Here is a 14,255-nt window from a genome sequence, read left to right on the forward strand (position 1 = left end):
GTTCGCATGTTCGAGTGTATGTCGTGCGTACTTTTGAACTTTCCTGGGTCGGGGGGTCGGTTATCGTCCTCGGAACGGAGTTGCGCTCACTTCGTCGAGCCGACACATATCCACAAAGGTAATAAGTTAGTTGTGAGGACAGTCATCCATGTTAGAACTGGACGTGCAACAACTCGCGGTGGAAGCCGGAACTGGCACTATCATCGGAGCCATCGTCGGTTTCGCGGCGAAGAAAGTCGCGAAGATCATCGCTGTCCTCGTCGGTCTCGAACTCGCGCTGTTCAAATTTCTCGAATCACGCGGGATTCTCACGGTCGATTGGGATCGACTCACCGCCGGCCTGCTGAAGACCGGGGAGAGTGCCACGACGGGTGCGCCGCCGGACTGGGTAATGACGATTCTGTCGACGCTCTCCATCTCCGCCGGATTCACCGGCGGGTTCCTCGTCGGCTTCAAGAAGGGGTAGTCGTTCGCCTTCTTTTCACTTTCAGCCGGTAGCCCGTTTCACGGCACTTTCCCGCGCGTTAACCAGCCTTTCAGGACTCAGTCGATCGCTTCTTCTTTGGGCACGAACGGACCGACCGACGTACTCTGGCGAGCGATAGTCGCGAACCGAGTCACGTACGACAGAAGGACGGCGAGCGGGGCGAGCGACGCCGAGAACGCGAACGTGACGAGCAGTAGCAGTCGGTTCCCTGAGACGATCGTGCCGCTGGCGCGGGCGTACACCAGTAGTGCGATGCCGAGGACGACTAGCGCCGGAAATCCGAGATATAGCACTTGCCGCGACACGCGAGACAGTTCCTGCTGGATGTACAGCGTCTTCAGGTACTGTCGCATGACACTGATGCTCTTGAACAGTTCGACGAGGTCACTCAGCGCTTTGTTCGCCTCCTCCGGGAGCATCTCTCGGTGTTTCCGCTGGATGTCGTGACCAGCCGCGATGGTCTCCGAGAAGTCGTGGAACAATACCGTCGAGAGCACGGCGTACGTATCCGGGTCGTCGCCGAGTTCGTCGACGATGTGGTCGACGAGCGGCCGAACGCGTTCGACGTATCGCTCCACGTCTTTGACCGTCGCCTCGTCCGTTTCCGCCGACATAGCGTCGGTAAGGGCCTCGCTTCGGTTTCGGACTGCCTTGGCGACAATTCGGAGAAACGCTCCGGGATCGGTCGGCAGTTCGGTGACGCCCGTCCGGTCCGCGATATCCTCACGGAACTCTATGGACTCGTTCATGCGATCGAGGAGGTCGCCGGGCTCCCCGAACACCCTAGAGAGGATGAGTTGGTTGATGGTGATGACGACCGTGACCATCGTGAACAGTCCCGAGACGACGGCTCGAAGCAGCGCGCTGACAGGGCTACTTTTGCTGACCCCGATGATACCGGCGAGACCGAGTCCGTAGATGAGACCGAACGCGAGGAGCCACAGCGCGAAAGCAATCGCCGTCCGATTCGCGTCCAAGAACAGATACCGAATCACTCGGTTGCTGATCGGCGTATCGCCAGCTCCCGACCTTTCATCTGCAAAGCTCATACCGGGAGTACTACGAAGTAGACGAAACAAGTTGGGGTGAAATCAGACGGCTGAAGGGAGATTCGACGCTCCTATCTCGTCTTCAGGTCGTCTTTGTCTTTGATTATCCGCGTCTCGGCTTCGCCGCTGGTGTGTTCGTTGACGAGGTCGTAGAAATCGTTCTGCATCCCGGCAGGGAACGTCATCACGCCGACCCACGACCCGTCGTTCTGCCACTCCTCGCGCTCTAAGTCGCCGAACTGCCGGACGCGCGCCTGTGCGCTCCCGGCGTACTGTGCGGGAATGTTGACCGCGATAGTCACCTCGGCAAAGCGAATCGGAATCACTGGTCGAAGCGCTTCGAGCGCGTCGTCGACCTGCGTCTCGACGGGTTCCATCGGGTCGACGCGGAATCCGGCCTCTTCGAGCGCGCGCTCGATGCGTTCGGGCGGGTGCGGCGCGTCGTCCATCTGCGGGTTGACCGCGTTGCGCGCGATGCGGTTGATGAGTTGGCGTCGCTTCTGCTCCTGCATCTCGCGGCGTTGTTCGGCGGTAATCTGAATCTCGCCGCGTTCGACGACCTCGGGAATTATCTCCATCGGGTCGGTTGTCCCGAAGACCTTCTCGAGGTCCTCCTCGGCGGGTCTATCGCCGCGAGAGGCGTCCTCGAAGACGTCCTCAGCGGCGATGACCTCCTCCAGTTCGCCGTCGAACTCGCCGCGTTTCATCGCGAGTGCGGCGTCGGGGTCGATGAGTACCTCGAAGCGCGCACCGTGGGATTCGAGTCGGGCCGTCACGGCGTCGTCAAGCGAAATCATACCACGGGATACTCCCTCCGGGGTTAAAAGGACTCCCCGACAATTGGTTTCAATAGCGGTGTTCTGGAAAACGATGAATATCGTGTTTGTACGGATTATGCGACAATTTCTTACGGAGTAAGTCAAATTCCAGACGATAACAGAAGAATATAAAATATTATTAAGTATCTTGAAATAGTGTCAGTATATGAATATCAAAGAAATAGAGGGCATTCATCAGTGGCACACTGTACTGTGGGGCTTTCTTTTGAGGCCTCTGGAAAGGATTGGGTAACCCGTTTAAACAGGTTCTCGTAGAATTGCAATATTACCAGTCTCAGGGTCCGTTTACATTCGATGCACTTCAGAGCTATCAAGACGCCAAGTTGCTCCTCATGATAGGGAGTATTATTGGTGCGTTCATGTTCCTTCGATTCCTTGGTGTATTGGCTTATACAATAGCACATACAGCAGGCTTAGTGATTCTCTCCAATCTTGGGATGCGAGTAGCCTTACTTCTTGTTTCGGGTCTAATCACGATTTTCGCCTATAATAAACAAAGAATGAATTATAGTGAGAAGTATATTGGAAATCATTCGTATCCTACTGCTTCGATGGGTTTTCGATGATGAAAAAAGCACAGGCTGATGGTGGTTATCTAATCATAGTATTAACCGCACTATTACTTTCTACGCTTTTTGTATATAATATCTTCATCTCTGTTCTATGTACACTCTTTCAAAGTGGTCCACCCTTGTGTTGAAACGCCTACTTAAGTATGTCTGACTACATCGATTTCTGAACATCTGGCTTCAAGAACGAGGTACGAAACGCTATATCTCCCCACCACTTCTCTCTCGGCATGAGCACTGTTGACGCCGAAAAGAGCCTCGAAGATCGCATCGAACTGTTCATGATGCGCAACTTCCCGCAGATTCAGATGCACGGCGGCAGCGCCGCCATCGAAGCTATCGACGAGGAGACCGGCGAAGTGTGGGTCGCCCTCGGCGGTGCCTGCTCGGGGTGCGGCATCTCGCCGATGACCGTCCAAGCGCTGAAGAGTCGGATGGTGTCCGAGTTCGACGAGATCAACGCCGTTCACGCCTCCACGGGAATGGGTGGGTTCGAGACGACTCCGGACGACGATTTCTCCGACGTTCCGTTCTGAACGGGAGTGCCGGTAATCTATCAGCACTGTGGCCACAGGGTCACCCAGAACTCGGAAAAGAGACGGATAACTATATCCCGTTGTTTCGTTTTCGCGTCCAAGATGAACAAACAGACGTACCACGTCGTCTGTCGCAATTGCCGAACCGAGCATCTTACCGCGAGCGAGTCCGCGGCGTCGAAATTGTCCGACGAACACGGCAGTCGCTCCGGTCACCGCGTCACGTTCCGTAAAATCGCGTAACGCTTTCAGTGTCGCTTTCGAGGGAAGACTATGGACGACCTCGAAGCGCGTCAACGACTGGTGGTCGACGTCGCGCACGAAGGCGGCGAACTAGCGCTCGATTCGTTCCGACAGGAGCTCTCCGTCGAGACGAAAGCCGGTCCAATGGACGTCGTCACGGCAGTCGACCGAGCGGTGCAACGACGTATCGTCGACCGAATCGCCGAACGATTCCCTGAGGACGACATCGTCGGCGAGGAGGACGACGCGGCGAAGCATGTCCCCGAGAACGGCATCGCGTGGGTCATCGACCCCATCGACGGGACGAACAACTACATCGCCGGCAACAGACGGTGGGCGACGAGCATCGCACTCGTCGAAGACGGCGAGCCGGTGGCCGCGGCGAACTACCTCCCGGCGATCGACGACAGATACGTCGCGACCTCTCAAGGCGCGCAGCGAAACGACGACTCGGTTCGCGTCAGTGACACTACCGCACCGGAGACGTTCACCATCGACCCCGTGTTCGGCTTGAGCCAAGCGGAGCGCCAGGCGCTCGCTCGCGTCTCGCGGACGATAATCACAGAGTTCGGCGACTTGCGCCGGGTCGGAAGCGGACAGACGACGCTGTCGATGGTCGCGAGCGGCGAGTTGGACGCCGCCGTGTCGACGGTCGATCTCTCCCCGTGGGATACGATTGCAGGGGTGTATCTCATTCGCCGAGCGGGAGGGAGGGTGACCGACCTGACCGGCGAGCGGTGGCGACACGACTCCGAGGGGTTGGTGGCTTCGAACGGTACCGCGCACGACGAACTCGTCGCGGCGTTCGGGACGTTCGAGCGGACGTAGAAGCGCGAGTATTCGTTTAGGACGAAAGCTGCGAAATCAGCGATTCGAGCGCCGACTTCTCCTGGACGCCGACGACTCGCTCGGCGGCCTCGCCGTTCGCGTAGAACTCCAGCGTCGGAACGCTCCGCACGCCCGCGGACTGGGCGAGTTGCTGGTGCTCGTCGATATCGAGTTTCGCGACGACGGCGTCCGTCTCGGCGGCCAGTTCTTCGAGCGTCGGTTCGAGCATCTTACACGGACCGCACCAGTCGGCGTAGTAGTCGACGACGACGACGTCGTTCTCCGCGACGAGCGATTCGAGGTGGGATTCGTCTTCGACGTACACTGGTTGTTCCGCATTCTTTGGAGTGCTCATGTACTTCGAGTTAGTCGTTCGTCGCTGATAAGCGTTGAGCAGTGTGTCTCGACTCCTGCAATACCGTCGTGAGCCACTGTAGCAAGCGCTCACAGACGGAGTACCAAACGTTCACACGACAGAGAAACAGACGTTCACAGGGCACGTACAGAGCACTCACGGTACGGAGTATCGCAGCAGCACGCCGTCGTCGACTCGTTCCATCTCCTCGAGCGCGAGCGCAGGAAACTCATCGACGAACCCTTCGCCGTCGGCGAGCGTCGGGGCGTCGCGGCCGCCAATTATCTTCGACCCGACGTAGACGGAGAGTTCGTCGACGAGTGCTTCCTCGAACAGTGAGAAGATGAGTTCGCCGCCACCTTCGACCATTAGTCGGGCCACACCCTCCCGTTCGAGCGCCTCGAACGCTGCCGAAACGTCGACTCGTTCGTCTCCGGCGACGATGACGTTCGCGCTGCGAGCGCGCAGGGCGTCCAGGCGGTCCGCGGGTGCGGACTCGGAGACGAGCAGGTAGGTGTCGGCCTCGTCGTCGAGGATTCGAGCGTCGAGCGGCGTGCGCGCGCGGGAGTCGGCGACGACGCGGGCCGGATTCTCGGCGCGCCCCTCCTTACGCCGCGCGGTCCGTCTGCGTTCGGCGTCGAGCGTGAGGTGCGGGTCGTCGGCGAGCACTGTTCCAACGCCGACCATCACAGCGTCGCTGTCCGTGCGGAGTCGGTCGACGCGGTCGAAATCGTCCTCGCCGCTGATGACGACCTGTTCGCGTCGTCGCGAGGAGAGTTTGCCGTCGACACTCGTCGCCGCGTTGACCACAACGTGCATGTCACGCGACTCGTTGGCGGACGGGATGCTCCTTTCGATGCTCGTGTCGGCGTTTGCTCGAACCCGTTGGAACGTCGACAGGGGGTTTCAGCAAAACACTAAGTGTTGTCTCCGAGAATCGTGGACAATGCCACCACGCGTTCTCATGCTGGGTTGGGGCTTCCCACCGAACGTCGCGGGCGGTCTGGACACGCACGTCGGCGCGCTGTTCGACGGTCTCGAAGAGACGGATATCGAAGCCGAACTGATGCTCCCGGCGGAGTACGCGCCCGAAGGCCGCGAGAACATCGTCGGCGTGCCGACCGGCGACGGCGACATCGTCACGCGAATCGGTCGTATCAGCAAACGGTTCGCCGAACGCGCGCCCGAGTTCGACGTCGTCCACACGCACGACTGGTTCGGTTACGGCCCGGCGTCGCGCGCGAAACAACAGGCCGACGTGACGTGGGTCACGACGTTCCATTCGCTCTCGTCGGACCGCAACATCGACCCGCCGCAGCGCGAACTCGAGACCGAACGCCGCGTCACCGACCGTTCCGACCACCTGTTGTCGGTGAGCCACCTCCTCGCACGCAACCTGAAAGAGGAGTACGGCGGCGAGTCGACGGTCATCCACAACGGCTTCTCGACGCCGGAGACGACCGGGCGCGACTACAAGGAAGAGTTGGGAATCGACGGCCCGATGCTGTTGTACGTCGGTCGACACACCGACCAGAAGGGCATCGCACACCTGCTGTACGCCATCAAGAAGCTCCGCGACTCCGAAGTGACGCTCGTCATCGGCGGGAAGGGCCACCTGACCGACCAACTGAAGCGGTTCGCCGAACTGCTCGGCGTCGAAGATCAGGTGATATTCGCCGGCTACGTGCCCGAGGAGGCGCTCGGCGACTACTACGCCTCCGCAGACGTGTTCGTCTCGCCGTCGCTCGCCGAACCGTTCGGCATCACCATCACCGAGGCGCTGGAGGTGGGGACGCACGTCGTCGCCACCGAGTGCGGCGTCGCCGAAATCCTCCCCGACGACTGCCTCGTCGAGGTCGAACCGGACTCGGACTCCATCGCCGAGGGCATCGAGGAGGCGCTCTCGCGCGACGAACCCCCGCAATACGAGCGTCGCGGCTGGGACGAGGTCGTCGAGGAGACGTCCGACTACTACCGAAAGATAGCGTAGAAACCGCGTTCAGTCGCCGCGATAGAGTTCGACGTGCGTGACGGGTTCGGGATGCCTAATCCGCAGCCCGTCGGTGGTTAACGAGACGCCCTTCTTCTTCGGCGCGCTGCTCCGCTGGTACGGACTGTCGGCGCTGCTCTGATAGGGGCTATCGCTGTCGGCGCTGCTCTGATACGGACTGTCGCCGGAGCTCTGGTACGGGCTATCGCGCGACTGATACGGGCTGTCGTCTTGCCGCTGTCGGTCGAACCCCTCGGGCGGCAGGTAGATGCGCTCGCCGGAGGCCGACCGGACGACAACGGCGATGGCTCTGTTACCGACCACGTCTATCGTCGTGTCGCCGTCTTCGTCGATCTTCGTCTCGAAGGTGAATTTGTCCATGCCCAACACTCTCAGCGACGTTACTTAGACGTTTGTCCGCGTGCCGGGTCGTTCGTGGAGTGCGTCGATTCGTTCGTCGCGGCACGCACCTCTCTCGCGCCCGCGCGTGCAACGCTTTTTAACACAGCGGGTCGAAACCCCGTCCGATGCAAGTAGACGACCATGCCGAGGAGCTCGCCTCCGCTCTCGGCGTCGACAAAGAGGAGGTCACACGCGACTTGGAGAACCTGCTACAGTACAGCGTCCCCATCGAGGAAGCCAAACAGAGCGTTCGCCGGAAGTACGGCGGAAGCGGCGGGGGCGGCGCGACGCCGACCTCCAAGAACGTCGCCGATGTCACCCCCGAGGACGGGAGCGTCACCGTCACCGCGAAGGTGCTCACCGTTGGAACCCGCTCGATCCGCTATCAGGGCGAGAACCAGACGATTCGCGAGGGCGAACTCGCCGACGAGTCCGGCAAAATCTCGTACACGGCGTGGACCGACTTCGGGTTCGAGGCGGGCGACAGTATCACAATCGGCAACGCGAACGTCCGCGAGTGGGACGGCAAACCCGAACTGAACCTCGGCGAGAGTAGCAGCGTTGCGGTGGCGTCGGAGACGGTCGAGACCGACTACGACGTCGGCGGCGACGCCACCCTCCTGGCGCTCGAACCGGGAGACCGCGGCCGCAACGTCGAAGTCCGAGTGCTCGAAGTCGAGAACCGGACTATCGACGGCCGTGACGGCGAGACCGAGATTCTCTCGGGCGTCCTCGCCGACCAGACCGCCCGACTCCCGTTCACCGACTGGAACCCCCGCGAGGAGGTCGTCGAAGGCGCGAGCCTCCGCATCGAGGACGTGTACATCCGCGAGTTCCGCGGCGTCCCCTCCGTGAACCTCTCGGAGTTCACCACCGTCACCGAACTGGCCGACTCGGTCGAAGTCAGAGACGCCGCCCCCCGCCTGCCCATCGACGAAGCCGTCGACGCCGGCGGCATGTTCGACGTCGAACTCGTCGGCAACGTCATCGCCGTCCGCGACGGCTCCGGCCTCATCGAACGCTGTCCGGAGTGCGGCCGCGTCGTCCAGAACGGCCAGTGCCGCAGTCACGGCAACGTCGACGGCGAGGACGACCTCCGTGTGAAGGCGATTCTCGACGACGGCACCGACACTGTCACCGTCGTCCTCGACGCCGAGGCGACGAGCGAGGTGTACGGCGGCAGTATCGAGGACGCGAAACAGGCAGCCCGAGACGCGATGGACAAGGAGGTCGTCGCCGACGACATCCGAGAGAAGCTCGTCGGCCTCGAACATCGCGTCCGCGGGAACCTCTCGGTCGACGAGTACGGCGCGAACCTCGACGCCAGCGAGTTCGAGGCGACCGACGACGACCCGGCCGAGCGCGCCCGGACGCTGCTCGCGGACCTCTCGACCGCGAACTCGTCGGCCGACGACGAGGAGGTGGCGCGATGAGCGCCGACGCCCCGGGGCGCCGCGAGGTCGCCTACCGCCTGTTCGCCGCCGAGTACGACGACGCCTCGATGTCGTACTCCGAGAGCGACGAGGAGCGCGCGCCGAACTACGTCGTCACGCCCACCGGCGCGCGGGTCAACCGCCTGTTCGCCGTCGGCGTGATGACCGAAGTCGAGCAGGTCAACGAGGACGTGCTCCGCGGACGCGTCGCCGATCCCACGGGCGCGTTCGTCACCTACGCCGGACAGTACCAACCGGAGGCGATGGCGTTTATCGACCGGACGACGCCGCCCGAGTTCGTCGCACTGACCGGCAAGGCGCGCACCTTCGAACCGGAGGACTCCGACCGGGTGTTCACGTCCGTCCGTCCCGAGAGTGTCAACGCCGTCGACGCCGACACGCGCGACCGCTGGGTCGTCTCGACCGCCGAGGCGACGCTGCGCCGCGTCGCCGCGTTCGACGCCGCGCTCACCGACGACCGACGCGGCGACGACCTCGAACGCGTGCTGCTCGCCGCCGGCGTCGACGAGACGCTCGCCGCGGGCATCCCGCGCGCTATCGATCACTACGGAACGACGACGGCGTACCTCGAAGCCGTCCGCCAACTGGCCGTCGACGCGCTAGAGGTCGTCGCGGGCGACCGCGACGAGGTTCGACCGCTGACCGTCGGTCCCGCGGAGGGCGAGGCGACGGAACTCGGTCCGCTTCCGGCGGGCGTCGAGCGTCCCGACCTCTCGGCCGTCGAGACTGACGCCGCCGAGCCTGCGGTCGACGAGACCGACGAGGTCGAAGCCGAGGAGGGCGTCGAAACTCCCGAGGTTACCGAAACCGAGGAAGCCGAGGCCGAATCCGCAGAGACCCTCGAAGCGACCACCGGCGCCGATACCGGCACCGACGCCAGCACCGAAACCGGCTCCGATACCGAACCCGTCGCCGAGGAGTCGACCGCTGCGGCGTCGACCGAGTCGATGGTCGACGCCGACGAATCAGCGTCCGACACCGCCGCAGAACCCGCCGAAGCGGTCGCCCCGGACAGGCAGGAGACGGAGACCGAGACGGAAACTGAAGATGTTTCGGCCGAGACAGTCCTCGACTCCGAGGTGAGCGACACCGGAACGAGCGACACCGATACACTCGGCGATTTCGACGAGGCGACAGACGACGCCTCCGGGCCCGCCGGAACGGCGGAGACGTCGACCGAAGACGCAGACGAACCGGGAGATGGCGGTCTCGACGACTTCGACGACGGGATGTACGAACTCGACGAGGACGAGCGCCAGGAGGTCGAGGAGGAGTTCGGCACGGAGTTCACGAGCGGCGCAGAGGTCGAAGACCCCGGCGACGCGGACATCGATGTCCCGATGGACGACGACTCCGCCGAGGCGTCGGACGAACCGGCCGACCCAGAGACGACTACCGCCGAGACGACTGACTCGGTCGTCGACGACAGCGCGGAGTCGACCGAGACCGTTGCCGCCGAACCGGCCGAGGCAACCGATCCGGAGACCGAAGATGTCGACACCGCAGACGCCGAAGCCACAGACGCCGCAGACGCTACTCAGGGCGACGAACCAGACGACGAGTCGAGCGAACCGATGGACGAGGCGGACCTCAAAGCCGCTGCCGTCGACGCCATGTCGGACCTCGACGACGGCGACGGCGCGGACCGCGAGAAAGTCGTCGCCGCCGTCGTCGACGAGTACGGCGCCGACCCCGGCAACGTCGAGGACGCAATTCAGGACGCGCTGATGAGCGGGCAGTGTTACGAACCCGCCGACGGGAAGCTGAAAGCCATCTAATGGCGCGACCCGCGGTCGAACCCGTGCCGGGCGAACCGGCGGCGACCGCCGACCTCGGCGACGAACGGGCGCTCGTCGTCGCCGACTTCCACGCCGGCATCGAGGCCGGACTCCGCTACGAGCGCGGCGTCGAACTCGCGAGCAACGCCGACGCCCGCCGCGACCGACTGCTGTCGCTCCTCGACCGGACCGACGCCGACCGGGTCGTCGTCCTCGGCGACATCGGCCACCGAATCGGCGACCCGAAGGGCGACGAACGCGAGGAACTGGAAGCGCTGTTCGACGCGCTCGATTCACGCGGCGTGCCGCTGACGCTCGTTACCGGGAACCACGACGGCGGCGTCGCCGACGCGTTCGCCGAGCGGATCGACGCGACGCCCGGCGACGGGGCGCGGATGGGGAACGTCGGATTCCTTCACGGCCACACGTGGCCGAATCGGGAGGTACTGGGCGCTGAAACCATCTGCATGGGCCACGAACACGTCACCGTGAAACTGCAGGATTCGGTCGGCGGAAGCCGCGTCGAACCGGCGTGGCTCCGCGGTCCGCTCTGCTGTGAGGTGTTCGCCGAACAGTTCGGCGTTGATGTTGACAACTCCGCGACGTTCGACTGGGCCGACCCGGAACTCGTCGTCTTCCCGGTGTTCAACGACAGGTCGGGCGGGACGTGGGTGAACGTCGAGGGACAGGAGTTCCTCTCGCCGTTTCTGCCGGAGGGGTTGGCGTCGGGTGAGTTGTATCTGCTCGATGGAACGCGGTTAGGCGACTATCGGTCGGTGTGAGCGAGGCCGGATTCCTCCACAAGCGCAGGCCTTAACCCCCTCGCACCGCTAATCTGGTCAATGTCTGAGTCGGAGGCCGCGACCGGAGTTCGGGCCTTCACCGCACTCGGCGACACCGTGCGTGAGGCCCTCTCCGAACGCGGCTTCACCACGCCCACTGAGCCGCAGCGTCGGGCGCTTCCGCCGCTGGCCGCCGGAAAGAACGCGCTCGTCATCGCGCCCACCGGGACTGGCAAGACCGAGACGGCGATGCTCCCGGTGTTCGATTCGATCGTCGAGCGCGACGAGAAACCGTTCGGCATCTCCGCGCTGTACATCACGCCGCTTCGGGCGCTCAACCGCGACATGCGCGAGCGCCTCGACTGGTGGGGAGAGACGCTGGACCTCGACATCCAGGTCCGCCACGGCGACACGACGCAGTACCAGCGCGGAAAACAGGCCGATAACCCGCCGGACGTGCTGGTGACGACGCCCGAGACGCTGCAAGCCATGCTGACGGGGAAGAAGCTCAGGAAGGCGTTGTCGGACGTTGAGCACGTCGTCGTCGACGAGGTTCACGAACTCGCCTCCTCGAAGCGCGGCGCGCAACTCACCGTCGGTCTCGAACGACTCCGGGAGGTGGCGGGACCGTTCCAGCGAATCGGTCTCTCGGCGACCGTCGGCTCCCCCGAGGAGGTCGCGAAGTTCCTCGTCGGCGTCGGCCCGGCGGCGGACCCCGGCGACCGCGACTTCGAGATCGTCGAAGTCGACGTCGGGAGCAAAGTCGAGTTCACGGTGACGCACCCCGAGGTGACGCCCGAGGACGAGCGCCTCGCGGGAAAACTCGCAACCGACGCCGAAATCGCGAGCCACGTCCGGACGATTCGGGATTTAGTCCGCGACCACGAGTCGACGCTCGTCTTCGTCAACACGCGCCAGACTGCCGAAGCGCTCGGTTCCCGATTCAACGCGCTCGGCGAGAACGTTGGCGTCCACCACGGGTCGCTCTCGAAAGAGGCCAGAATCGACATCGAAGACCGGTTCAAAGCTGGCGACATCGACGGCCTCATCTGCACGTCGTCGATGGAACTCGGCATCGACGTGGGCCGCGTCGACCACGTCGTCCAGTACGGCAGTCCGCGCGAAGTCGCCCGCCTGCTCCAGCGCGTCGGCCGGGCGGGACACCGCCGAGACGCCGTCTCCCGTGGCACTATCGTCACGAACGACCCCGACGACACCTTCGAGGCGCTGGCCATCGCCCGCCGCGCCGTCGACGGCGACGTCGAACCCGCCGAGATCCACCACGGCAGTCTCGACGTGCTGGCGAACCAAATCGTCGGAATCGTGATGGACACCGGCGAGGTGAGCGCCCGCGGCGCGTACGAACTCGTCCGCCGGGCGTACCCGTTTCGCGAGTTGGAGGAAGAGCAGTTCCGACAGGTCGTCCGCGAACTCTCGGGCAACCGCCTGCTCTGGGTCGACGAGGAGAAGGACCTGCTGGAGAAGTCGGGGGGCACGTGGCAGTACTTCTACGCGAACCTCTCGATGATCCCCGACCAGGAGACGTACGAGGTCCACGACATGAGCTCTCGAAAGCAGATCGGGACGCTCGACGAGCGGTTCGTCGTCAACTTCGCGCAACCCGGCGAGGTGTTCATCCAGCGTGGCGAGATGTGGCGAATCAACGACATCGACGACGAGGAGGCGCGGGTGAACGTCGCGCCCATCGAGAATCCGGCAGGCGAAGTTCCCTCGTGGACCGGCCGCGAGATTCCGGTGCCGATGGCCGTCGCTCGGGAGGTCGGCGAGATGCGCGGCGTCGCCGGGCCGCAGTTCGAGTCGGGGGCCTCGGTCGAGTCGGTCGCCCGAGAGTTCCTCGCCCGCTACCCGACCGACGAACGCACTATGACGGAGGCGCTGACGCTGCTCGACCGCCACGCTGAGACGGGCGAACCGCTGCCGACGGCCGACCGAATCGTCGTTGAGGGACAGGGTCGGAGCGTCGTCGTCAACGCCTGCTTCGGCCACCAGGTCAACGAGACGCTCGGACGACTGCTGTCGGCGCTCGTCGGCCAGCGAACCGGGTCGTCGGTCGGCATGGAGGTCAGCCCGTACCGCATCGAGTTCGAGGTACCGCCGAAAGTTCGGGCGCCGGAGTTCGTCGAGGTGCTGGAGTCGACGGACCCCGACCACGTTGAGGCGCTGTTAGAACTCGCGCTGAAGAACTCGGACGCGCTCAAGTTCACGCTCGCGCAGGTCGCCGCGAAGTTCGGCGCGCTCAAACGATACCAAGGGAACAACCGCTTCGGCGCCGATCGGCTCCTGGCGGCGCTCGAAGACACATCCGTCTACGACGAAGCGGTCAGAGAGGTGTTCCACCGGGATTTAGACGTTCCAGGCGCGACCGAGGTGCTCCGCCGAATCGAATCGGGCGAGATCGAACTCGCCGTCGCCCGCGAGCGCACGCCCGTTGGCGTCGCCGGGCGGTCGAGCGGCCGGGAGTTCCTCGTCCCCGAGAACGCCGACGCGAGCGTCATCGAAGCGATTCGAGAGCGCATCCGAAACGACCGCGTCATCCTCTTCTGTCTGCACTGTACCGAGTGGCAGCGGAAGACGAAGGTCCGACGCGTCGCCGAGCGACCGGAGTGTCCAGACTGCGGGTCGACGCGCATCGCCTCGCTGAACCCGTGGGCCGACGAAGTCGTGAAAGCGGTTCGCTCGAACGACAAAGACGACGAACAGGAGAAGATGACGCGGCGGGCGTACCGGTCGGCGAGTCTCGTCCAGAGTCACGGCAAGCGCGCCGTCGTCGCGATGGCCGCCCGCGGCGTCGGCCCGCACAACGCCGCACGCATCATCGCGAAACTCCGCGAGGACGAGGACGATTTTTACCGGGATATCCTCGCCCAAGAGCGTCAGTACGCCCGGACGCAGTCGTTCTGGGACTGACCTCAGACTCCGACT

13 protein-coding genes are annotated in these 14,255 nt (G+C 63.6%); 8 read left to right on the plus strand and 5 right to left on the minus strand.

Annotated features, from left to right (window positions below; translation table 11 throughout):
• Positions 1-148: 148 nt before the first annotated feature.
• Positions 149-466, plus strand: coding sequence for an FUN14 domain-containing protein (locus LAQ58_RS07115; protein ID WP_224449904.1), 318 nt, complete (start codon positions 149-151; stop codon positions 464-466).
• Positions 467-543: 77 nt separating this feature from the next.
• Here LAQ58_RS07115 and LAQ58_RS07120 read toward each other — a convergent pair whose 3' ends face one another.
• Together LAQ58_RS07120 and LAQ58_RS07125 are read right to left on the minus strand one after the other, a co-directional pair.
• Entirely contained in the window at positions 544-1,536 is a 993-nt protein-coding gene (locus LAQ58_RS07120) for a DUF7972 family membrane protein (RefSeq protein ID WP_224449905.1), read from the minus strand.
• Positions 1,537-1,607: 71 nt separating this feature from the next.
• Positions 1,608-2,333, minus strand: coding sequence for a ribosome assembly factor SBDS (locus LAQ58_RS07125; protein WP_224449906.1), 726 nt, complete (start codon positions 2,331-2,333; stop codon positions 1,608-1,610).
• Between the two features lie 841 nt (positions 2,334-3,174).
• On the opposite strand from LAQ58_RS07125, the gene LAQ58_RS07130 reads away from it, so the two are divergent.
• Entirely contained in the window at positions 3,175-3,480 is a 306-nt protein-coding gene (locus tag LAQ58_RS07130; protein ID WP_224449907.1) for a NifU family protein, read from the plus strand.
• A gap of 273 nt (positions 3,481-3,753) precedes the next feature.
• Positions 3,754-4,551 (plus strand): inositol monophosphatase family protein, encoded by a 798-nt coding sequence (locus LAQ58_RS07135; protein WP_224449908.1) that lies wholly within the window; start codon positions 3,754-3,756, stop codon positions 4,549-4,551.
• 16 nt (positions 4,552-4,567) lie between these two features.
• On the opposite strand, the gene trxA is transcribed toward LAQ58_RS07135, so the two are convergent.
• The gene (gene trxA / locus LAQ58_RS07140) at positions 4,568-4,906 is read right to left on the minus strand and encodes a thioredoxin (RefSeq protein ID WP_224449909.1); all 339 of its coding nucleotides are present in this window, start codon (positions 4,904-4,906) and stop codon (positions 4,568-4,570) included.
• 156 nt (positions 4,907-5,062) lie between these two features.
• Positions 5,063-5,725 (minus strand): 2,5-diamino-6-(ribosylamino)-4(3H)-pyrimidinone 5'-phosphate reductase, encoded by a 663-nt coding sequence (locus tag LAQ58_RS07145; protein WP_224449910.1) that lies wholly within the window; start codon positions 5,723-5,725, stop codon positions 5,063-5,065.
• A gap of 145 nt (positions 5,726-5,870) precedes the next feature.
• Between LAQ58_RS07145 and LAQ58_RS07150 the strand changes: the two genes are divergently transcribed.
• A complete protein-coding gene (locus LAQ58_RS07150) occupies positions 5,871-6,896 on the plus strand; it encodes a glycosyltransferase family 4 protein (protein ID WP_224450138.1) in 1,026 nt (341 codons plus the stop codon).
• 9 nt (positions 6,897-6,905) lie between these two features.
• Here the strand turns inward: LAQ58_RS07150 and LAQ58_RS07155 are convergent, their stop codons facing one another.
• Positions 6,906-7,277, minus strand: coding sequence for a DUF7510 family protein (locus LAQ58_RS07155; RefSeq protein ID WP_224449911.1), 372 nt, complete (start codon positions 7,275-7,277; stop codon positions 6,906-6,908).
• A gap of 146 nt (positions 7,278-7,423) precedes the next feature.
• On the opposite strand from LAQ58_RS07155, the gene LAQ58_RS07160 reads away from it, so the two are divergent.
• Genes LAQ58_RS07160 through LAQ58_RS07175 form a run of 4 tightly spaced genes read left to right on the plus strand, consistent with a single transcriptional unit; the run spans position 7,424 to position 14,240 of the window.
• A complete protein-coding gene (locus LAQ58_RS07160; RefSeq protein WP_224449912.1) occupies positions 7,424-8,731 on the plus strand; it encodes a Single-stranded DNA binding protein in 1,308 nt (435 codons plus the stop codon).
• The gene (locus LAQ58_RS07165) at positions 8,728-10,530 is read left to right on the plus strand and encodes a hypothetical protein (protein WP_224449913.1); all 1,803 of its coding nucleotides are present in this window, start codon (positions 8,728-8,730) and stop codon (positions 10,528-10,530) included. The genes LAQ58_RS07160 and LAQ58_RS07165 overlap by 4 nt, the downstream gene beginning before the upstream one ends.
• Positions 10,530-11,312, plus strand: coding sequence for a metallophosphoesterase (locus tag LAQ58_RS07170; RefSeq protein WP_224449914.1), 783 nt, complete (start codon positions 10,530-10,532; stop codon positions 11,310-11,312). The genes LAQ58_RS07165 and LAQ58_RS07170 overlap by 1 nt, the downstream gene beginning before the upstream one ends.
• A gap of 60 nt (positions 11,313-11,372) precedes the next feature.
• Positions 11,373-14,240 (plus strand): DEAD/DEAH box helicase, encoded by a 2,868-nt coding sequence (locus LAQ58_RS07175; RefSeq protein ID WP_224449915.1) that lies wholly within the window; start codon positions 11,373-11,375, stop codon positions 14,238-14,240.
• The last annotated feature ends 15 nt before the right edge of the window (positions 14,241-14,255 follow it).

The sequence above is a fragment of the Haloprofundus salilacus genome (genome assembly GCF_020150815.1).
Classification (GTDB): domain Archaea; phylum Halobacteriota; class Halobacteria; order Halobacteriales; family Haloferacaceae; genus Haloprofundus; species Haloprofundus salilacus.

Coding starts and splice junctions, on each gene's coding strand:
- LAQ58_RS07115 (WP_224449904.1), top strand. CDS start 149: ATGTTAGAACTGGACGTGCAACAACTCGCGGTGGAAGCCGGAACTGGC.
- LAQ58_RS07120 (WP_224449905.1), bottom strand. CDS start 1,536: ATGAGCTTTGCAGATGAAAGGTCGGGAGCTGGCGATACGCCGATCAGC.
- LAQ58_RS07125 (WP_224449906.1), bottom strand. CDS start 2,333: ATGATTTCGCTTGACGACGCCGTGACGGCCCGACTCGAATCCCACGGT.
- LAQ58_RS07130 (WP_224449907.1), top strand. CDS start 3,175: ATGAGCACTGTTGACGCCGAAAAGAGCCTCGAAGATCGCATCGAACTG.
- LAQ58_RS07135 (WP_224449908.1), top strand. CDS start 3,754: ATGGACGACCTCGAAGCGCGTCAACGACTGGTGGTCGACGTCGCGCAC.
- trxA (WP_224449909.1), bottom strand. CDS start 4,906: ATGAGCACTCCAAAGAATGCGGAACAACCAGTGTACGTCGAAGACGAA.
- LAQ58_RS07145 (WP_224449910.1), bottom strand. CDS start 5,725: ATGCACGTTGTGGTCAACGCGGCGACGAGTGTCGACGGCAAACTCTCC.
- LAQ58_RS07150 (WP_224450138.1), top strand. CDS start 5,871: ATGCTGGGTTGGGGCTTCCCACCGAACGTCGCGGGCGGTCTGGACACG.
- LAQ58_RS07155 (WP_224449911.1), bottom strand. CDS start 7,277: ATGGACAAATTCACCTTCGAGACGAAGATCGACGAAGACGGCGACACG.
- LAQ58_RS07160 (WP_224449912.1), top strand. CDS start 7,424: ATGCAAGTAGACGACCATGCCGAGGAGCTCGCCTCCGCTCTCGGCGTC.
- LAQ58_RS07165 (WP_224449913.1), top strand. CDS start 8,728: ATGAGCGCCGACGCCCCGGGGCGCCGCGAGGTCGCCTACCGCCTGTTC.
- LAQ58_RS07170 (WP_224449914.1), top strand. CDS start 10,530: ATGGCGCGACCCGCGGTCGAACCCGTGCCGGGCGAACCGGCGGCGACC.
- LAQ58_RS07175 (WP_224449915.1), top strand. CDS start 11,373: ATGTCTGAGTCGGAGGCCGCGACCGGAGTTCGGGCCTTCACCGCACTC.